Raw genomic sequence first — 20,217 nt, forward strand, 5'->3', positions numbered from 1 at the left:
CAACTTATGTTCTATTGAGCTTTTTTCTTTGAAGTCGTTTTCTTTTTCGTTTGCTTCTTCGGCTTGTTCGGCTTGGATGAATCAATTGAAGCTTGAAGTGCCGCCATTAAGTCTGTCACATTTTCTCTAGGCTCTTTTTCTTTCGCTGTGACGACCTTTTCCCCGGTTTGCTTCGATTCAATCAACTGACTCAAGCGTTCACGATATTGATCTTTATAGTTCTCCGGTTGAAATTCAGTTGTGAGTTGATCTATCAACATCGTTGCTGTTTCCAACTCTTTGTCCGTTATTTCATCTTCTTCGGGAACATTCGGTACATCACCCGTGCCTCTTACTTCATCTGGATAATGGATGGTTTCCATTACAAGCGTATTCTCATACACTCGAACGATGGAAAGTTGTTCCTTCGAGCGCATCGTGATTTTGGCGATTCCAACTTTCCCGGATTCCTGAAGTGCTTTACGTAATAATGAGTAAGCCTTTTTCCCACCTTCATTCGGTGAAACAAAATAACTTCGATCAAAGAATATCGGATCGATTTCCGCTATTTTGATAAAGTCTACTATCTCTACAGCTTTCTCCCCATTTGCTTCCTTCAATTCCTTCAGTTCCTCTTCTTCAAGAACGACAAATTTCCCCTTGGTCACTTCATAGCCCTTAACAATGTCATTATGGTCGATTTCTTTTTCACATGCGGGACATACTTTTTCATATTTAATCGGTGTATGACACTCTTTATGAAGTGAACGAAGTTTTATATCTCGATCTTCTGTAGCAGAATGAAGTTTAATGGGGATGTTCACCAGTCCAAAACTGATTGAGCCTTTCCAAATCGTATGCATATATCAATACCCTCCTTCTCATAAACTAATCCCTTATCGTTAGCATTAGTTCTCACGTAATCTTCATTCCCTAAAACATCTGGAAATAAATAAACTCTCATTGGTCACACTAATACTAAAAATCAGGGTGAATAGATATGAAACCGATGCTTCCTACCTTATATGATAAGCTCCCCGAAAATGAGGACTGGCTTTATGAAGTGAAATACGATGGATTTCGAGGAATTCTCTCTGTCAATCCTAATCAGATCAGTCTTCAAAGTCGTAACGGAAAGGAACTGCTTCCACACTTCCCGGAAATTGAAGAACAGATTAAAACTTTACTCGAAGAAAGGAACTTAACTACCCCTTTCATTTTAGATGGGGAAATCGCCTTATTACGCTCTTCCTGCAGCAGTGAATTCTTTGAATTGCAGGTAAGAGGCAGAATGCGCAATAAGCTGAAAATCAACCATGCTGCAGTCGGGAGACCCGTTAAATTTCTTGCATTCGATTTACTACAGTATGGAAAAAAATCATTTGCCCCCGAACCTTACCTTACAAGAAAAGAAAAATTGAAAGAGGTTTTTACCTCTCTTCAATTGCCGTTAGAACCGTCCCCTTTTCTCCCATCTTCCATTCAAATGGTACCCTATTTCAAGGATCCGCAGGAAATATGGGAACTTGTAGAAAAAGAGGAAGGTGAGGGTGTTGTCGCCAAGAGGAAACATAGTATGTGGGAAGCTGGAAAACGAAGTACGAGCTGGGTAAAAACCAAGAATTGGAAACAATGTCACTGTTTCATCACTGCGCTGGATGAAACGAACGATTACTTTCACATTGGAGTTTTCGATAACGAAAAGATTATGCCTATTGGCTTGTTTCACTTTGGTCTTTCACCAGAAGAGAAAAGAACATTAAAAGCAATGATTAAAAAGAATAGTATGAAGAATGATCATTCCCTTTATTACATAGACCCGGCTATAACTGTGGAAATTTCATATTTGAATTGGTATGAGGGTCAACTGAGAGAACCACATTTTCATCGATTTCTATTTTCCATCCCTCCAGAATCCTGCACAATGGAGCAATTCAAGTTGGACGAAGCATCCCTTCCGCGTAGGGTTGAAATCACTCATCCAGATAAGGAATTGTTTCGGAGAGTCTCAATGACTAAGCTTGATTACGTTCGGTATCTTCGGAAGATGTCCGTTGCTATTTTGCCTTTTCTGAAGGATAGACCATTGACTTGTATTCGGTTTCCACACGGGCTCTTTGGTGAATCCTTTTATCAAAAAAATACGCCTGATTACGCCCCTTCATTTATTGAAACATACAAGGAGGACAACATCGACTATACGCTTTGCAATAACTTGGAGACATTGATTTGGCTTGGAAATCAGCTTGCATTGGAATTTCACATTCCTTTCCAAAGGGCAAAGGATACATCTGTCACTGAAGTGGTCTTTGATTTAGATCCACCCGGCAGGGATCAATTCTCCCTGGCGGTTAAAGCTGCTTCCATTATGAAAGAACTATTCGACCGACTGAACCTGCATAGTTTTGTGAAAACGTCGGGGAATAAGGGACTGCAAGTGTATATTCCCATACCATCGGGATACACATGGAAGGACACCGGCTTGTTTACTGAGTTCATCGCACACTACCTTGTTACCAATTATCCTGAGGATTTTACGATCGAGCGTTTAAAAAAGAACCGAAAAGGCAGATTATACGTGGACTACATTCAGCATGGAGAAGGAAAAACCATCATTGCGCCTTATTCCTTAAGGGGGAATGAAGATGCTTTAGTCGCGACTCCACTCTGGTGGTATGAAGTAAATGAGGACCTTCATCCAGAACACTTTACAATAGATGTTGTTTTGCAGAGGTTCCAGAAGATGGGTTGTCCCTTTACTAAATTCGAATGGGTAAAAGACCTTCAGCCATTTGATAACGTGATTCAATTTTTGAAACAGCAATCCAACAACAAAAAAAAGAGTGCCCCAAAAGCTTAGCTTTTTAGGACACTCTCGCCTGAACTTACACAAGCTCAGGTTTTTTAGTTTAGGCACTCATAAATACTTTACTATCAACAATTGATTTGGCATGATTTTGAAGCAGTTCGTACGTCCCTTCTTCAGTGAAATCCTGTCTGGAAATCTCACGATAATCCTCAGGATGTGTGATAGACAATTCAAACTGGGCCTGGTAGAGATATGTTGCATTCCCGATCAACTCCATATTGTATTGCCCTTCACCTAAGTGATTCACCACGACACGTACTTTTCCACCATTATTATATACATCTATTTCCTTGCCAAAATCATTCTGATTGAGTAAGCATGTCACAAGACTGGAAGCAGACATAGCCGTTCCACAAGCATTTGTAAAGCCTACTCCTCTTTCGAAGGTACGAACATAAATCGCGCCTTTTTCTAATGGATGAACAAAACTTACATTGACTCCATCCGGAAAGAGATTATTGGGACCATTTACTGTTTCAGCAATCGTCTTCTGTTCATTCGAAAGAATATGTTCTGTACTTACAACACTAATTAGATGAGGATTTGGGACCGCCAGTGCAGTAAACGATAATCGCTCTGAAATTTCAGGAATAATCTCGTCCACTAACGCCTCACGATCCATATTCATCGGCAATTTATCCAATTCAAATAATACAGGAGAAATTTCAACATTATACGTCGGTATATTTTCATAGATAGCCTCTTGAGCTGAAACACGCAGATCCGCTTTCATCGTCTGAATCGTAATCTTCGTTTTGTCGAGAAGCTCACACACATAGCGACCTACACAACGAAGTCCATTCCCGCACATGGATGCTTCAGATCCATCTGCATTGAACACCCTCATTTGTGCATCGCAATGTTCACTTGACAACACAAATAGGATTCCATCAGCTCCAATACCCGACTTTCGATCACAAAGTGCAAGGGCAAGATTTTGCCTTGCTTCTTCAGTAAATTCGTATCCATTTGTCATTTCATCAATCAGTAAAAAGTCATTTCCTGAGCCATGACATTTAATTAGATTCAAGTTCATCGTGAATCCCTCCACGGTAATTTACTAGTAAACTATTCTTAATAGTCTTAGCTTGCCACAAACAAGCTCTTTTCGCAATCATCTCACCCTATATTAATTAAAATAATCCTCCTGGTGTGACTTGTAGAAAACTTAATGGTTGAATTTCTTCGGCCATTTAGAGACAATGAGATGGGTGATGATCATGAAGGATGAGTATACTTTTCGGTTTCAAGTTCAAGACGTAGCAGAAGCGTGTGACGAATTTCATTCCCGGGATGTGACTGTATTGACCCATATTCTGAATGACAAAAAAGACCTTTTACATGAAGGTCTCTTTCGTGTGCGTTTTAATCAAATCGGCATTTATCCTATTCCTAAAGATGTAGCCCGACAAATATCTTCTAAGCACCTCCAACGATTACTTCTAATTGAATTGAAGAGATATATAAAGCCCCAAAGAAAATATCTGACTCCAGGGGAATATAAACCTGTTTGGTAATTAACTGATCTCTGCTATTTCATGATGTAAGAGGTCTCGTTTTCCATTTACATGATGTTTTATAGCATACCATCACATCTCCTTTGTTTAACTTCAGTTCGTCCATTTTTGTTTCGATTGCCTTTTTCAAACAAAATAACCAGCTCCAGAATGTCTTTGAACTCGTTTGAGGCACCAGATTGCATTACAGATTTCATCATTCAATGGTAATTCAGCAAACCTTCAGGATTTCAAGACTTGGAATTACATTTTCCAAAATCTCCACGACAATTTCCTTGGGATTGAAGTAAACACTTCCATAGCACTCACCCCTACTGTTTTCCATATATATGTATATAAATAGTTCTAAAGTTTCATTGATCACTATAATAATAACAAGAAATATGTGGCAAGTCCACGGAATTTGGAAGTAGTTGTAAGGACAAAAAAACTCAAGCAGACAGGTCATCATTATGATTTCAATCGTAATGATGAGCAAATCCACTTGAGTTGTTTACCGCATTAATGAATCGAATGAACAAAAAAGTTCATAAGGAACAATGCAGCAATGATATATAGAGGAATGGATACTTCTCTCGCTTTACCTGTAGCCAATTTTAAAATTGGATAAAGAATAAAACCAATGGCAATTCCATCTGCAATACTGTACGTAAATGGAATCATCGCAATGATAAAAATGGCTGGAAATGCCTCTGTTAAATCACGAAGATCCATATGTCGTATATTTTGAATCATTAAGCCGCCAATGATAATGAGGATTGGGGCGATAGCATGATCTGGAATCCACTTTAAATACGGAATAAACAACACAGATCCCAAGAATAATACTCCAGTAGTCAAACTCGTTAATCCCGTACGACCACCTGCTGTCATGGCTGCAGCACTTTCTACAGTAGAAACCGTCGGACTCGTTCCGAAGAATCCTGATGTAAAGGCAGAAAATGCATTCGCCTGGAACGCTTTAGAGTATTTGTGAGGTTGATCGATCATATCCGTATGCCCATGAACGAGACCGATGTTTTCAAATACCAGCACCATCGTGACAGAAAAAACTGCTATCCAAAACGGAATCTCCAAAATGGCACTAAAGGATATTTGACCGAAAACCTGACTGTATTCACTTAATTGGAAAGAACTGGACTGAATCGATGGTTCGATTCCGAAGATGAATCCCAGCATGGTTCCAAAAGCAATACTCCATAAAAATTGACCTTTTACATTTCGAACAAACAAAAATATCGTCACCAGGAAAGTCAGCACAGTGGCCAACACCTTTAATTCCCCAAAATCACCAATCATGATGATGGCACTCTCTCCTCTTTGGATGAGGCCGCCTTTTTCAAGACCGATAAACATTAAAAACATCCCTAATCCTACAGTGATGGCTTCTTTTAATGTTTTGGGTATGGCTTCAGATAATACTTTTGAAAGCTTTGTAAATGCAATGATCATAAAGAGTATTCCTGAAATCACTACAACAGCTAAAGCTTCCTGCCACGTTAAGCCGGATGATTTTACGAGTGTAAACGTAAACATCGCATTAATTCCCATGCCTGGAACCAGAAGGATTGGTGCATTTGCCCAAAAGGCCATCACCAAACACCCAACGAAGGAGGCAAGAATGGTTGCCATAACCGCTCCTTCAAATGGAATTCCAGCTTCAGAAAGAATTAAAGCATTCACAGCGATGATGTACACAATCGTGAAATAACCGATTGCTCCAGCCATCATCTCCTGCTTCATCGTGGTACCGTGATTCTTTAACTGAAAAATACCTCCACGTGCTTTCATATTATAATCTTCCTATAAAACTGCCCTCTCCCTACCCGCTCCTCCCATAATAAGGGGAGCCACAAAATACTATTCTAGCAAAAGGTCTGACGTTTGCCAATATGTATTTTAGTGGGTACAGGTGGCGGGGTTTTTTTTCTCCATCAGGAAACCGGCCGAAAAGGGAAAAAATCCTGCGGCTTTTGTGAAAAACCCAGCCGGTTACGGGAAATACCCAGCCGAAATCACCAGGAAACCAGCCGTTTTGGAGAATAATCAAGCTGATTCACAAATTCATCCATATATTCCTCAGGTCCGTCCCTCGTAAAAAGCCAAGCCTCCCAAAAAGGAGGCTTGGCTTGGTTGAAAATTTTTACTTATCTATCTCACGAATCAAATTGGCCATTTCAATGGCCGATACCGCTGCTTCCCATCCTTTGTTTCCTGCTTTTGTGCCGGCTCTTTCGATGGCCTGCTCGATTGTGTCTGTCGTTAAGACACCAAAGATGACGGGTACCTCTTCCTGTAGGCTTAAATTGGCCACTCCTTTTGCAACCTCTCCGCTTACGTATTCAAAATGAGCGGTTGCTCCGCGGATGACCGTTCCCAGTGTAACAACGGCATCATAGTTCCCTGAACGGGCAAGTTTTTTGGCAATCATAGGAATTTCAAATGCACCTGGAACCCAAGTGACAGAAACATTTCCTTCTTCAACCCCGTGGCGCTTTAATGCATCTTCCGCCCCACCCAGAAGCTTAGATGTGATGAACTCATTGAAACGTGAAACGACAATGGCAACCCTTAATCCTGATCCGACTAAATTACCTTCATAAATTGTTTTCATTGTATTTTCCTCCTAAAATTTAAGTAAATGTCCCAGCTTTGCATGCTTTGTTTTTAAATACTTCTCATTTTCGAATTTCGCCGGCATTTGGATCGGCACTCGATCTGCGATTTCTAATCCGTACCCGTTGATTCCGGCAATTTTTCTAGGATTATTGGTTAGTAGACGCATCTTTGTTATGCCTAAATCTCTCAGTATCTGTGCTCCGATTCCATATTCCCTCAAATCATCACCAAAGCCCAGTTTTTGATTAGCTTCAACGGTGTCATAGCCTTCTTCCTGGAGCTTATAGGCCTTCAATTTGTTGATTAAACCAATCCCACGGCCTTCTTGTCTCATATAAAGCAGTACACCTTTTCCATGCTCTTCAATTTGAGTCAGTGCTGTGGCAAGCTGCGGTCCACAATCACAGCGATTGGACCCGAATACATCTCCCGTTAAACATTCAGAGTGAACACGGACCAGTACATCTTCATCCTCGGACCACTCGCCTTTCACAAGTGCGATATGCTCTTTTCCTGTAAGGTTTTCTGTGTAAGCAACCGCCTTGAAGTTTCCGAATTCGGTTGGAAGTTCAATTTCCACTTCTCTCGTCACAAGCTTTTCTTTTTTGCGTCTGTATCTGATCAAATCTTCAATGGAGATGATCTTAAGATCCCATTTATCAGCCAGTTTCATTAATTCAGGTACTCTTGCCATCGTGCCGTCTTCATTCATGATTTCACAAATGACGCCTGATGGTTGTCCCCCTGACAGAACGGCCAAATCGATGGCGGCTTCTGTGTGTCCTGCCCGTTTTAGTACTCCGCCTTTTTTGGCGACAAGGGGAAATACGTGACCGGGTCTTTTAAAGTCCTCGGGCATTGAGACCGGGTTCAATAATTCCTGTATGGTGGTCGATCTCTCAAATGCACTAATTCCAGTAGTTGCGGATTTATGATCGACAGAAATCGTAAAGGCCGTGCCATGAGGATCCGTATTTGACATCGTCATGGGTGCAAGCTTTAGTTTTTGTGCAAGCTCCTCTGTTATCGGGGCACAAATCAATCCTCTTCCTTCTTTAGCCATAAAATTAATGACTTCTGGAGTCGCTTTATCTGTAAGGGCAATAAAGTCTCCCTCATTCTCACGGTTTTCGTCATCAACAACGATGACGACTTTACCTGCTTGTAAATCTTCCAGAGCTTCTTCAATCTTATTAAACATGGGGCAACCCCTCCCTATTAGTCAGCGAAACCATTTTGAGATAAAAAATCATAGCTGATGTTGCTTGATTTGCTCTTAGACTGTTCCTTTGCTTCATAGAAGCGATGAAAATATTTCGCCATTACGTCACATTCAATATTGACATGATCCCCTACTTTCTTCTCACCAAGAACCGTGTCTCCTCTCGTTTGTGGAATCAACGAGATCGTAATGGTATTATTTTTCACACCAAACACAGTAAGGGAAGTGCCGTCTATTGCGACAGAGCCCTTCAATATAAATAAATGGCTCTGATTACCCGGAATGGAAATGTCCATATACCAGGCATTTTCAACTTTCTCTACTCTAACAATCGTCCCTACTCCATCGACATGCCCGTTAACGAAATGGCCACCAAAACGACCATTTGCAGCCATCGCCCTCTCCAGGTTCACTTTAGAACCATGGGACAGGTTTCTGAGCGTTGTGCCTTCAAAGGTTTCAGGCATAACGTCCACTTGAAATTGCCTGGAGCTGAATGAAGTGACGGTTAAACAAACACCATTCACACTGATGCTATCTCCAATATGAACGTCTTCCAGAATGCGGTCCGCTGTTATCGTCAGTTCCATGGATGAGGAGGATTTTTTCATGCGTTCAATTGAGCCGATTTCTTCAATGATTCCAGTAAACATCCTCTTTCCTCCTTTCAAAAAAGGTTAACTCTCAGGCATAGCAACAATTTTAATGTCCTTTCCTAATCGTTCTAGACTCTTAATCTCCATTTCAAGACCTTCTGCAATGGTCGGGAGACCTTCCCCTCCAAAACTGGTGAAGGCAGAACTTCCGCCTACAAGCCTGGGAGACATGTACATAACCAATTCCTGAAAGGCTTTTCCCATTAAAAAGGAGGAATGGATAGTAGATCCACCTTCTACATAAAGGGATCCGATATTACGGGCACCCAGTTCTTTTAATACTGTGTGAATGTCTATCCTTTCCTCAGAAAGGGTGATGATTTCACAGCCTGTTTCCATATAGGGCTTCTTCTGTTCTTCATTGACAGAACTGCCCGTGAAGATGAGCGTCCTGCTTTCCGAGTCTTCCACTACATGGGAATGGAGAGGTGTTCGTAAAAAAGTATCTAATATAATTCGAATGGGGTTTTTTCCACCTTGGGGCAAACGGGTGGTAAGGTGTGGGTTGTCCTGAATAACGGTATTAACTCCAACTAATATCGCGTCATGCCGGTGACGATCATAGTGGACATCTGTGCGTGAAGCTTCTGACGTAATCCATTTGCTATCTCCTGAAGCTGAAGCTGTTTTCCCGTCTAATGTAACAGCTGTCTTAAGGGTTACATAAGGCGTGCCGTATTGAACGAAATGGAAAAAGTGCTTATTTAGTTCGAGGGCTTCTTCTTCAAGCTCTCCAACCATTACTTCTATGCCTGCATTCCTCAACTGTTGAATTCCTCTCCCCGCGACTAGGGGATTTGGATCTGTGCTGGCAATATGGACCCGCCTCACCCCGCTTGAAATCAACAGTTGTGAACAGGGAGGTGTTTTTCCGTAATGAGAACAGGGTTCCAGTGTGACATATACGTCACTTCCCTTCGCTTTGTCTCCTGCCATCATTATGGCATGAACCTCTGCGTGACCTTCTCCCGCTTTGAGGTGCGCACCCATCCCCACGACTTCTCCATTTTTTACCACAACCGCTCCAACGGCAGGATTTGGTGATGTTTGACCTTGAGTGGTCTTTGCCATAGAGAGGGCAAGCTTCATATATTGTAAATCGTTCAAACGTTTTACCTCCCTTCTTTTTTCACTATTATTCAATAAAATAATAAACCCCAAGTAAGTTATTACTTGGGGGAAGTTGGCATGACTGAATAAAGTATTCACATGATTTCTTTTTTGGGAAACATAATCCCCATAAAAAAGATAGACTTCTCTCGTCTGCATCAAGTAAATACTGCCGTTCCTTCTCCCATCCAGACTATCACTGTCGGCTTTGGAATTTCACCAAATCCACCGTCTAATTTTCATTAGCCGGGTCACGGACTAAGAGCATGCGCTCATCACCGCCGGTAGGGAATTTCACCCTGCCCCGAAGGAAACCTATTCGATTATTATTATTCTATCATAGTTTCATAAATGAAATCATGTAAGGAGCTCTAAAATTTTATTTTTATAAATTTTTTTGATAGCTCAAACACCTCTCTGATCCCGACTGCGACCATTAAGAAGATGTACAGGCTGAGTGACAAGGATAAAAAAATGCCTCTACTTAATAGAAGCATCCTTCATATACTATGCTAATTGCTTTCTGCATTCTTCCGCACATTCAAAACAGGCTTTTGCGCAGTCCTTACAATGCTGTTGGTCATGAGAATTACATTCTTTTCCACAAGCATCACAGATTTCTGCGCAAAGGACCAGAATTTGTTGAACAAATTTACTGCTTCGCTGCATGGCATTAATGGCATAGGAACAAATATCCGCACATTCCCGGTCCAGCTCAATGCACATCATCATTGCTTTTTCTTCCTTAAGGGATGCATGATAGCATACATTACATGCCTCCAGACATCGTTGTAAAGCCGTTAAACATGGTTTGTAACCAGCATTCATCATCTCACCTCCACAAATGTCCCTTATTAGCGTACCCAAATGGAAAAAAAGGATTACTATGCGGTAAGAAAATAATCACTGTCTACATACCAAAGGAAAATAAGAAGCCAATCCAGTTCTTCGCTATATGTTTCATAAAAAGAAACATAACTATGGTGATAATCAAAGAGCTTTTGAACACTTTGAGGGAGATATCCTTTTTGTAAGGATAAATAATTTTTTTTATTATAATTCAAGATCCATCGTTTGTTTCCTTTATAAAGGATAATCGTGTCACCCTCATCACTTCGCCATTCAATAGCAGTAGAGCTTTGGTATTTCAAGTGAAAAACCATTGCTGCTCCGCCTTTATCGATTTTCATGGTTCTGCTCCATTTTAAGAAAGGTAGCGGGTGCTTATGTTTTCGGTGAAGCATATAGTGTTTTGGGTTATTGATCAAGGACGTCCTTTGAATAAAGTATTCTGACCATCCATTCGTTTTTAAGTAATAGGAACCTTCTTTCGTCTGAACTCCGACTAATGAATGCCGGGATACAGGTATTTCTTCATAAAATAATCGGTTCGCTTTCTTTAGCTCCTTCTTCATACTATAACTGAGATATAAATTTGAACACGCAGGTATAAAGATTAACAGGGGAAAATAATATAACTGTTGGGTCACAATCAGCATTCCTACACCTATGAGAAAATACATGATACTGCGATATAGCAACGTATATTGTTCATTTTTGTAGATTTGATAGAGGTTCATGAAATGCTCGTCCTTTCAAGGAATCTCTATCATATGTATGTGAAAGTCCCTTAAATAGACCAGTCAAATAGAAAAAAGCCAACGCTTGCAGAACCCTCAATAAAGAGATGAGAAGACTTTCTGTCATTTGTTGGCTTATATGTTATGAGTGCACTGGAGTGGCTGAGGGAATCCATTCCATTATTTTTTTATCTTTTGCCTCTGCATCATGATAGCCTTGCCAGTACAATTCGTCCAGCTTTTGTGGATTTTTTTCAATACGGCTTACTTTTAATGGATGTTGAGGTTGAATGATCAGGACATCCCCATTCTTTTCTCTCGTTTCTAATTCCTTGATTGTTTGATTGTAACGCAAGTAACGGTTCATCATCGTTTTATGTAATTCAGGATATCGAGGATACTTCCTTTTCACAAAGAAAGAAAATCGTGAAGGCTTTTTAAAATAACCCCTGTTTCTAGTTAGAATGACTACATTTTTCTTAAACCCGTCCTGCTCAGCTTTTTCGATGGGAACAGGGTCACTTATTCCTCCATCTAGAAGATGACGGGATTCAAATTCAACGATCGGAGCGACGAATGGCAGGGAACTTGACGCACGGATAATCGTAAGAAGCTCCTCTCCATAGTCTCTTCTTGAGAAATACGCCGGTTTCCCTGTATGACAATCAGTGGTGCCGACAATAAATTCCGTTGAATTAGAGTGAAAAGCTTCAAAATCAAAAGGGACCAGTTTATTTGGAATTTCATCAAACACGTAATCCATTCCAAATAACTCTCCTGTTTTCCAATAGTTTCGCCAAGATAAATATTTCGGATCACGGATAAAGTCTACATTCACCTTTTTATTGCGTCCATTTTGCTTAGATAAATAGGATGCTGCATTACATGCACCCGCAGATACTCCGACAACATAAGGAAACTCAATGCCTCTTTCCAGGAAGTATTCCAATGCTCCCGCCGTGTATATCCCTCTCATTCCTCCACCTTCGAGAACAAGGCCTGTGTTTTCAACCAACATCTTCTTTTCTACCTCCCTAATGATGCAAGAATTTTCGTCACCGGTATCGAATAAACGACTATATTTCCCCAAAAACTAGTAAGAATGTGTACTAATCTGCTCACTGATCAAGCCACTTATTGATTTCATTCTTGACGATTCCGACTCGGTCTCTCATTCATCATTCTCCACAGGAATAAGCTTAGCGCCACACTTTTTTTCATAGAATTCGATGGGTCCAGCTTCCTTTAATACTGCGTACATATACCCTTTCTCTTGCATGCACTGTAATGCATTATAAAGGAGTCCTATTCCCACTCCTTTATGACGAGTGGCATGGAGAACCCCCATCGGTCCGTAAATCCCTTTTTTATTTTTATACACATCAAATGCTGCAAATCCAATTAATTCACCTTTTTCTTCCGCTTTGATAATCGGGATGAATTCTTCTGATGATTGAAAGGCCTGTAACAATGTTTTTGACCAAGATTCTCCAAAATGCTCCTCGACCCATAACACTAGTTCTTTTTCATCTTCAGCCTGTACAGGGCTAATTTGGAAGTCAGGGTCCACATCATATCTCCAATCCTTGTTCAATAAATAAACAGTCAGATCCCGGGCTGTAGTAACAGATCGGATAATCCTTTCATGAGGTATTGGATTAAGTTCTTTTTGCAGCTGATGGTATTCTGGTAGATGGGTGTAAAACGCTTTAATAATATGACCTTCGTTTAAAAACGTTTGATTGTATCTTTTCATAACTTCAATCGAAGTGTTCCATATTTTTCTTGCGTGTGTTGATAATGGAATGGAAAAGCGATCAATTCGTTCTGTATCAGAGGGCTCCGAAGGAATGATACTAAATATGTTTTCTATCTGTTTCATATAGGGTTCAATAATGAAATACATCTCCCTTAAAGTACCTTCTTTTACGTGAGCTGCTCCTAAATACAGATCCATGCTTTGTATGCTTGTATGATGATTCCTTTCGGCAATCAAATGAGCATTTTGAATCAATTTGTTTACTTTATGAGTGTATTGAAGTTCCATCATGCTGCCCCCTCCCTTCTATTACCATTCGACATGAAAAAAGGTAACCCTTTGACTCAGGGCCCGTCCCTCCTAGGTGCTATAAGTAGTAATGTGCAGCTTCATTACGGCTGATGATATAAGGAATACAGCTTAGTCACTTCCGTTTTAACGGTGTCCATTAGGGAAGGAGGAGATATGACTCTCGCCTGACTGCCAAAATTTAATATCCAGTTCACCAGTCCACTACTGACACGGGCTTTTGTTGTTAGAATAAAATGGTCTTCACCATCTCTTTGAATGTCTACATCCTTTCCGAACTTATCGATGATCACATTGATGAGGTGGTTTTGAAATGAAACTTTAATCCATTCTTCATCACCAGCAAACATATGAAAGGTGGATTGTACATACTTAGATACATCAAAGGGTTCGTATGGAAAGGTTTCAGAAAGGGTTTCTACATTCCTTAATCGATCCACACGGTAGTGGCGGATTTCGTCCGCTTCAAAAAAATAGGCAATGAGATAGTAGAAGTCATTTGCCCATGAAAGGGCATAGGGCTTCACTTTATAAAACTTTCCATCATGGCTTAAGTTAAACTGTTTCTTCACATCGTATCGACCATATTGGAATGTAATCATTCTACGTTCTGCTATTGCTTCGTGAATATCATGGATAGCGAGGCGAATATAGGGACTTTCACTTTTAATGGAGGAATCGATTTGAATTTCATTATGCAGCTTTTTCCCTTGATGAAGACTTGTGAGCCGCTTTATTTTTCCAGTCAGCTGTCTCGTTTCCTTTTTTGATATGAATTTGGCCGAAACAACTGCATCGATGAGCATGCGAAGTTCATATAGCTCGAACAGACGATATTGATGACTATAATATTTAGGCAGCCCTTCTTTTTCCTGGTTTATGGTGACATCGAAATTATTTCTGATAAGATGCTCAAGGTCGTCTTTCAATGAATTTTTGTTCAATTTCACGTCATGGCCAAACATTTGCTTAAAACGCAGAATAATATCATCCAAACTTAACTCATGATCCTCATCGGTTTCTTCACTCAAAATACCCATCAACCTAAGCACTCTCTCTTTATTATCTACCCTCGTCATTTTGACATGCTCCTTTCGGTGACAGACCTATCCTTCTAAACGGAAAGACATTTTTATAAAACTATCAATATTCCGATATTTTTGTCAACACTTTATTTCTAAAATGCTTTTTTATGAAGGAACTTTTAGAAGATTGATATTTTTATTTAAGGTCTGCTTGGGCTCTGTCCATTAGTGAGTGCTGGATGGTGAGGGGAACTGCTTCGCTTTCCGCGGACGCTCGGCCAAGCCTCCTCAGCTTCGCTTCCGGGGTCTCGGCACGCCCGTACTTCCGCAGGAGTCTACGCAGTTCCCCTCACCATCTATAAGAAAATTCCGTGACAGAGCTTAATAGTGACAAAATCAATCTATAGAAAACGGACTACTGCTCTCTCCATAAGAAGTTATTTAACGTGGGAGCATTATTTGATTCATTTGAAAGATAGTTCAATGATCTACCGATTTATGAGTTAACATATAATTTTCTTTTACTCCTTTGTGGATAGTTTGTTTTAGAATCAAATGCTCAACCTACCTACAATAGGAGCTTTTTTGTGTTTGTCTATCTGTACTTATAGGCAGTAAGAATGTAGTAGCACAGAGTGGATTGTAGCGGAAGGCACTTGACTCCTGCGGGAGATAGAGGAAAAGTCGAGACCCCACAGACAGAACGTCGAGGAGGCTCGACTTCCTCCCCGGGGAATCTTGTGCCTGGAGCGGAAAGGAACGGTCCATGTTTTCGCATTATCACTCCTTCAAAGGATGAATTTACTTTTATTGGAACCCGTGCATGATCAGTGAGGGAGATCCCCAAATAGCGACGAGGATGCCCACCGGCCTTACTTTCTCAGTATAAAGACCAACAAAGTTAAAGGAAAGAACCTTAATACAACAGAAAAAAGAACCCATGAATGCTCATGAGTTCCCAGCTGCTATTTAAGTAATCGAAAGACTGTCGGAATTCTATAATGCTCTCCCTCATAGGCTCTGATTGCTCCCAATATCGTAAAGATCAAGGCCAGGACCCCCACGACAGGTGCCAGAACAAATCCAATCAGCACCACCATCAAAATGGTGCTTACCAAACCATAAACGGCATATGAAATAAGAAAGTTGAAGTATTCCTTTCCATGAAAGTCCACAAACTCTGATTCTTCCTTTTTGATAAGCCAGATGATCAATGGTCCAATGAATGCTGTGAAGAAGCTTAATATATAAATAAGAGCTGCCATCATTCTTTCATCTTTTGTCGGCATATTGAAATTCCTCCTTTTCACTGCTCACCTTAAATTAGAGTAAACAGCAGTTTGATTCTATCCTCCTCTATGTTTACGTTCATTCAGTCAGAAAGTTTCATCCAATCACGTATTTTTTTAGAACCCTTAAAGAGAAATTCATCAAACATCAGGACAGTCCTCATGAAACGTGAAAGGATGGAATATATGTTAAAAAGAGGAGTTTGTCCTTAGTGGACTTGAAGAAAGGTAGTGGTGGATTTGAATAAATTTGAAGCCTTTATTCTGGGAATCATACAAGGTTTAACAGAGTTCCTTCCAATCTCAAGCACAGGTCACCTTTATCTCGGAAGGCTTAGCTTTGGCTTGGAGGAAGCTGGACTTTTCTTGGATACAATGCTTCATATCGGAACATTGATCGCTGTTCTCGTTGTGTATCAAAAGGAACTTCTCTACATGCTGAGGCACCCCTTTAGTAAATTATCGTGGATTCTCATAATTGGGACGATCCCGGCTGTAATCGTTGGTTTTTTGTTCGAAGATTTCTTCGACTCAATCTCAAAGTCGGGTTCCACCATAGGATGGGAGTTTCTTGCAACGGGATGTATTATGTATTTTGCAGATGGAGTGAAAAATGGCTATAAAAAATTGGATGATCTTTCTTACACAGATGCAGTGGTAATCGGGAGCTTTCAAGCAGCAGCCATATTTCCGGCATTATCAAGATCAGGCTTAACCATTGCGGCAGGTTTATTCAGGAAACTGGACAGGGAAACGGCTGCTTATTTTTCCTTTCTTCTCTCTACCCCTGCCATACTCGGAGGAATCGTGCTACAAGGAAAAGAAATGATAGGAGGAACTGTTGAAGCGGTTTCTTTTTCAAGTTTAGCCATCGGAACAGTAAGTGCCGCAGTGTTTGGATATTTCGCCATCCTTACGATGGTAAATTTCTTGAAAAAACACTCGCTAAAAATTTTCTCTTACTACGTGTGGGCGTTAGGGCTCTTGATTCTCTTTCTTCAATACTCAGGAATCATGTAGGAGGAACACGATGAACCATGAAACGATTTTACACATCCTGACACAATTAACTGATCTGGGTTACTTAGGAATCGCACTTGCTCTCATGATAGAAGTGATTCCAAGCGAGCTTGTATTAAGCTATGCAGGCTTTATGGTGAATGCCGGTAAGATATCTTTCATTGGAGCTTTCCTTAGCGGGGTCATTGGAGGCACACTTGCACAACTATTTCTCTATTGGCTTGGCTACTACGGAGGCCGCCCCTTCTTCGAAAAATATGGAAAGTATCTTCTTATTCAGCAAAAGCATTTAAGTGCTGCTGAAAAATGGTTTGATAAGCATGGTACCATCGTCATTTTCACCGCTCGATTTATTCCGATTGTCCGTCACGCCATCAGTATTCCGGCAGGCATCACCCGCATGCCTCTCTCTACTTTTAGTCTTTATACCTTTGCAGCCATGCTTCCCTGGACATTATTGTTTATGGTCATCGGGATGGAGCTTGGTACTCATTGGGAGCATATAGAAGTAATCGGAGTACGTTATATTAAGCCTTTGGGTGTCATTGCGGTGTTAGGAACATTTCTCTATCTGTTTTTTTCCTATTTTAGAAACAAAAGGAAGGAATAACTTCTTTTTTTTCATAAAATTGTTTAAAATAAGAAGGAAACAAGGCCCACGAAAGGATTACCTATGAATTCCATACTATTAAAGAACGCAACCATATACCCAATCACATCAAAGCCCATACAAAACGGCTCTGTACTCATAAAAGACGGAATAATCAAACAGATATACTCACATAGCGTAGAATCATCCCGGGAAGTTCCAGTGTATGATTGCCTGGGGAAATTACTTTTCCCAGGTTTCATCGACTCCCATACCCACCTGGGATTATACGACGAAGGCACAGGGTGGGCAGGTAATGATGCCAATGAAACCATCGAGCCCATGACTCCTCATATCCGTGCATTCGATGGCGTTTATCCATTGGATCCCGGTTTTAAAGATGCTCTGAAGTACGGTGTCACAACGGTGAATGTCATGCCGGGGAGCGCAAATGTCATCGGTGGTACGACTTCTGTGATCAAAACCTATGGCTCAACGATTCGTACGATGCTCATAAAAGAAACCTCCGGATTGAAAATTGCTCTGGGGGAGAACCCGAAGCGGATTCATAGCACCGGCAACAATGATTCCATTACAAGAATGGGCATAATGGGAATGCTTAGAGAAGCATTTTTCTCAGCTAAATATTGCGATCAACCTGAAGAGCTCAGGGTTGCACCTTTAGTATCGGCTTTAAAGCGTGAAATCCCGGTTCGGATACATGCTCACCGTGCTGATGATATCCTGTCTGCGGTCCGTTTTGCCGACGAATTCAATTTGGATTTACGTATCGAGCATTGTACAGAAGGCCACCTCATTTCTGAGGAATTTCATGGTAAGAATTTAATGGTTTCAGTAGGGCCAACCTTTACAAGAAGATCAAAAGTAGAGCTAAAAAACAAAAGCTGGGTCACATATCAAAAACTAACGGAAGCTGGTGTCGAAGTATCCATCACGACAGATCACCCATACACTCCCATTCAATACTTAAATATGTGTGCGGCTATCGCTGTTCGTGAAGGATTGGCAGAACATAAAGCTCTTGAAGGCATCACCATCCTACCCGCCAGAAACCTTGGTGTATCTGACCGGATCGGTAGTATCGAGATAAACAAGGACGCAGATTTAGTTCTTTGGAGCCACCACCCATTTCATTTTATGGCAAAGCCCATCATTACGATTGTGAATGGAGAAATCGCTTATCAAAACGTGTAGAAACTTGTTAAAAATTTTCATCAAAATTTAGCATTTTACCTATTTCCTTTTTGAGATAATTCGTATATGATACAAATGGATAATATATTTCCGATTACATTGTTCTAAAACGCGATCTATTATTATATAGAGTGATTGTAATGAAGGGAAGGCAAAAGGTGCGCCACCAGTTTCTTGACTGGTCTTAGTGGGTTCGATTCCCACCCCGAAATTTTTTAGTTACCATTTAAAAATTTCGAGGGTGGGATCGTACGCAAGTAGACTGCCCTCAAGGAGGGTCTACTATGATCAAGAAACGTGAATTACATGAGTGTCATGAGCTCTATGACCTGATGGTGCATCCGGATGTCTTCCCTTTCGTGCGTCAAAAAGCTCATTCCTATGAGGAGCTCCTATTCTTAACGAAACAAACGATTGAAGCTGAGGAACGTGGAGAACTCATTTCACGAACAATTTTGGACGAATGGGGCAGCCCGATCGGAACGATAAACTTATTTGATATTCAAGAAAATGCTGGATTCCTGGGAACTTGGATCGGCAAACCCTATCATGGAAAAGGATACAATCAACCAGCCAAAGATGCATTCTTCGCTGAACTTTTCTTCGAATTAGGAATGGAAACCATATTCATGAGAATCCGCAAAGTGAATACCCGCTCCCAAAAAGCAGCAGAAAAACTTCCTTATGTACTAAAAGCGAATGAAACAAGAAAATCTCTTTACGAACAATTAAATTCTCATGAAGAAGTTTATGATTTGTATGAAATCCCTAAAGACTTATACACTCTTTATCTATATCAGCATCAACAATCCCAAGAAGAAGAGCAAGCATTGGAAGCTTAGGATATAAGAGGCTGGGACAAAAGTTTTTTATCCTAAGTCAAACCCGAACAAACCTGCCCCTTAGTGTGCAGATTTGTTCGGGTTTATTATTTATTTTCGAATCATTTGATTTTAGCTGTTTCCAGCGGTTGATTGGAGTGCAAGACGAAGACTCCTGCGGGAAAGTAGCTTATGTGAGACCCCGCAGGCTTGCCGAGGAGGCTCACGGGCTACCCGCGGAAAGCGTAGTCTTGCACGGAAATCATTAGCGGTATTAAGAACCTACACATCTACTCTTCGTCTTTTTATCGTGGTTTTTTAGTTTTGTCCCAGCCTCTTTTTGCTTCAAAAAAAAATATATATCATACACAAAGATGATGACTTATCCTCTCACAGTTTCAACTGAAAGACCAACGATATTATCCCGAAAAAATTATTATAGCTCACAAAAAATAGGAGCTGCTCATAGTTGACGGCAGCTCCTACTCTTATTTCTTTTTCGCTACTTTCTCGAAATACAAGTTTCTTACGACATAGGTTTTATAGTTTTCCAATTTTCTTTTTTCCAGTGGATGATAATTGATTCCCATCTTTTTAAGTTCTTGAAGGTACCACCCTTTTGAAAATTGATAAGCCAA

At 40.6% G+C, this 20,217-nt stretch carries 20 protein-coding genes and 1 riboswitch; of the genes, 6 read left to right on the top strand and 14 right to left on the bottom strand.

Going from position 1 to position 20,217, the window contains the following annotated elements; genetic code table 11:
• Nucleotides 1-11: 11 nt before the first annotated feature.
• Entirely contained in the window at nt 12-842 is an 831-nt protein-coding gene (ku, locus tag F0342_RS15505) for a non-homologous end joining protein Ku (RefSeq protein ID WP_149156794.1), read from the bottom strand.
• A gap of 137 nt (nt 843-979) precedes the next feature.
• Between ku and F0342_RS15510 the strand changes: the two genes are divergently transcribed.
• The gene (locus F0342_RS15510) at nt 980-2,839 is read left to right on the top strand and encodes a DNA ligase D (protein ID WP_149156795.1); all 1,860 of its coding nucleotides are present in this window, start codon (nt 980-982) and stop codon (nt 2,837-2,839) included.
• A 49-nt stretch (nt 2,840-2,888) separates the two neighbouring features.
• Here F0342_RS15510 and dapF read toward each other — a convergent pair whose 3' ends face one another.
• Nucleotides 2,889-3,884, bottom strand: coding sequence for a diaminopimelate epimerase (dapF, locus tag F0342_RS15515; RefSeq protein ID WP_149156796.1), 996 nt, complete (start codon nt 3,882-3,884; stop codon nt 2,889-2,891).
• A 166-nt stretch (nt 3,885-4,050) separates the two neighbouring features.
• Between dapF and F0342_RS15520 the strand changes: the two genes are divergently transcribed.
• Nucleotides 4,051-4,365: a hypothetical protein gene (locus F0342_RS15520; protein ID WP_149156797.1), complete on the top strand. Its 315-nt coding sequence runs from the start codon at nt 4,051-4,053 to the stop codon at nt 4,363-4,365.
• A 501-nt stretch (nt 4,366-4,866) separates the two neighbouring features.
• Here F0342_RS15520 and F0342_RS15525 read toward each other — a convergent pair.
• The 11 genes from F0342_RS15525 to F0342_RS15575 all read right to left on the bottom strand — a co-directional run bounded on the left by F0342_RS15525 (nt 4,867) and on the right by F0342_RS15575 (nt 15,934).
• The gene (locus F0342_RS15525; protein WP_149156798.1) at nt 4,867-6,156 is read right to left on the bottom strand and encodes an NCS2 family permease; all 1,290 of its coding nucleotides are present in this window, start codon (nt 6,154-6,156) and stop codon (nt 4,867-4,869) included.
• A 352-nt stretch (nt 6,157-6,508) separates the two neighbouring features.
• Complete coding sequence (gene ribH, locus F0342_RS15530; protein WP_149156799.1) at nt 6,509-6,979, bottom strand: 6,7-dimethyl-8-ribityllumazine synthase; 471 nt, start codon at nt 6,977-6,979, stop codon at nt 6,509-6,511.
• A gap of 12 nt (nt 6,980-6,991) precedes the next feature.
• On the bottom strand, nt 6,992-8,185 hold the full coding sequence (locus F0342_RS15535; protein WP_149156800.1) for a bifunctional 3,4-dihydroxy-2-butanone-4-phosphate synthase/GTP cyclohydrolase II: 1,194 nt from the start codon (nt 8,183-8,185) through the stop codon (nt 6,992-6,994).
• A 17-nt stretch (nt 8,186-8,202) separates the two neighbouring features.
• On the bottom strand, nt 8,203-8,859 hold the full coding sequence (gene ribE, locus F0342_RS15540) for a riboflavin synthase (RefSeq protein WP_149156801.1): 657 nt from the start codon (nt 8,857-8,859) through the stop codon (nt 8,203-8,205).
• 24 nt (nt 8,860-8,883) lie between these two features.
• Entirely contained in the window at nt 8,884-9,951 is a 1,068-nt protein-coding gene (gene ribD, locus F0342_RS15545; protein WP_149157003.1) for a bifunctional diaminohydroxyphosphoribosylaminopyrimidine deaminase/5-amino-6-(5-phosphoribosylamino)uracil reductase RibD, read from the bottom strand.
• Between the two features lie 193 nt (nt 9,952-10,144).
• A riboswitch (FMN riboswitch) is annotated at nt 10,145-10,288 on the bottom strand.
• Between the two features lie 191 nt (nt 10,289-10,479).
• The gene (locus tag F0342_RS15550) at nt 10,480-10,800 is read right to left on the bottom strand and encodes a four-helix bundle copper-binding protein (protein WP_188048577.1); all 321 of its coding nucleotides are present in this window, start codon (nt 10,798-10,800) and stop codon (nt 10,480-10,482) included.
• A gap of 56 nt (nt 10,801-10,856) precedes the next feature.
• Nucleotides 10,857-11,552 carry a hypothetical protein gene (locus F0342_RS15555; protein WP_149156802.1) on the bottom strand — a complete coding sequence of 232 codons (696 nt, stop codon included), beginning with the start codon at nt 11,550-11,552 and terminating at the stop codon, nt 10,857-10,859.
• A 142-nt stretch (nt 11,553-11,694) separates the two neighbouring features.
• Nucleotides 11,695-12,567 (bottom strand): patatin-like phospholipase family protein, encoded by an 873-nt coding sequence (locus F0342_RS15560; protein WP_149157005.1) that lies wholly within the window; start codon nt 12,565-12,567, stop codon nt 11,695-11,697.
• Nucleotides 12,568-12,723: 156 nt separating this feature from the next.
• Nucleotides 12,724-13,602: a GNAT family N-acetyltransferase gene (locus tag F0342_RS15565; protein ID WP_149156803.1), complete on the bottom strand. Its 879-nt coding sequence runs from the start codon at nt 13,600-13,602 to the stop codon at nt 12,724-12,726.
• A 101-nt stretch (nt 13,603-13,703) separates the two neighbouring features.
• A complete protein-coding gene (locus F0342_RS15570; protein ID WP_149156804.1) occupies nt 13,704-14,699 on the bottom strand; it encodes a helix-turn-helix transcriptional regulator in 996 nt (331 codons plus the stop codon).
• A gap of 911 nt (nt 14,700-15,610) precedes the next feature.
• Nucleotides 15,611-15,934, bottom strand: a complete 324-nt coding sequence (locus F0342_RS15575; RefSeq protein WP_149156805.1) for a DUF4870 domain-containing protein — start codon at nt 15,932-15,934, stop codon at nt 15,611-15,613.
• A gap of 240 nt (nt 15,935-16,174) precedes the next feature.
• Here F0342_RS15575 and F0342_RS15580 point away from each other — a divergent pair, with 240 nt between their 5' ends.
• The 4 genes from F0342_RS15580 (at nt 16,175) to F0342_RS15595 (ending at nt 19,600) form a co-directional block, all read left to right on the top strand.
• A complete protein-coding gene (locus F0342_RS15580) occupies nt 16,175-16,954 on the top strand; it encodes an undecaprenyl-diphosphate phosphatase (RefSeq protein WP_149156806.1) in 780 nt (259 codons plus the stop codon).
• Between the two features lie 10 nt (nt 16,955-16,964).
• Complete coding sequence (gene uptA, locus F0342_RS15585; protein ID WP_149156807.1) at nt 16,965-17,564, top strand: undecaprenyl phosphate transporter UptA; 600 nt, start codon at nt 16,965-16,967, stop codon at nt 17,562-17,564.
• A 63-nt stretch (nt 17,565-17,627) separates the two neighbouring features.
• Nucleotides 17,628-18,758: an amidohydrolase gene (locus tag F0342_RS15590; protein ID WP_149156808.1), complete on the top strand. Its 1,131-nt coding sequence runs from the start codon at nt 17,628-17,630 to the stop codon at nt 18,756-18,758.
• A gap of 284 nt (nt 18,759-19,042) precedes the next feature.
• The gene (locus tag F0342_RS15595; protein WP_149156809.1) at nt 19,043-19,600 is read left to right on the top strand and encodes a GNAT family N-acetyltransferase; all 558 of its coding nucleotides are present in this window, start codon (nt 19,043-19,045) and stop codon (nt 19,598-19,600) included.
• Nucleotides 19,601-20,067: 467 nt separating this feature from the next.
• Here F0342_RS15595 and F0342_RS15600 read toward each other — a convergent pair whose 3' ends face one another.
• Nucleotides 20,068-20,217: a DUF2639 domain-containing protein gene (locus F0342_RS15600; RefSeq protein WP_149156810.1), complete on the bottom strand. Its 150-nt coding sequence runs from the start codon at nt 20,215-20,217 to the stop codon at nt 20,068-20,070.

It is taken from the genome of Bacillus sp. CH30_1T (genome assembly GCF_008364765.1).
Taxonomy (GTDB): domain Bacteria; phylum Bacillota; class Bacilli; order Bacillales; family Bacillaceae_B; genus Rossellomorea.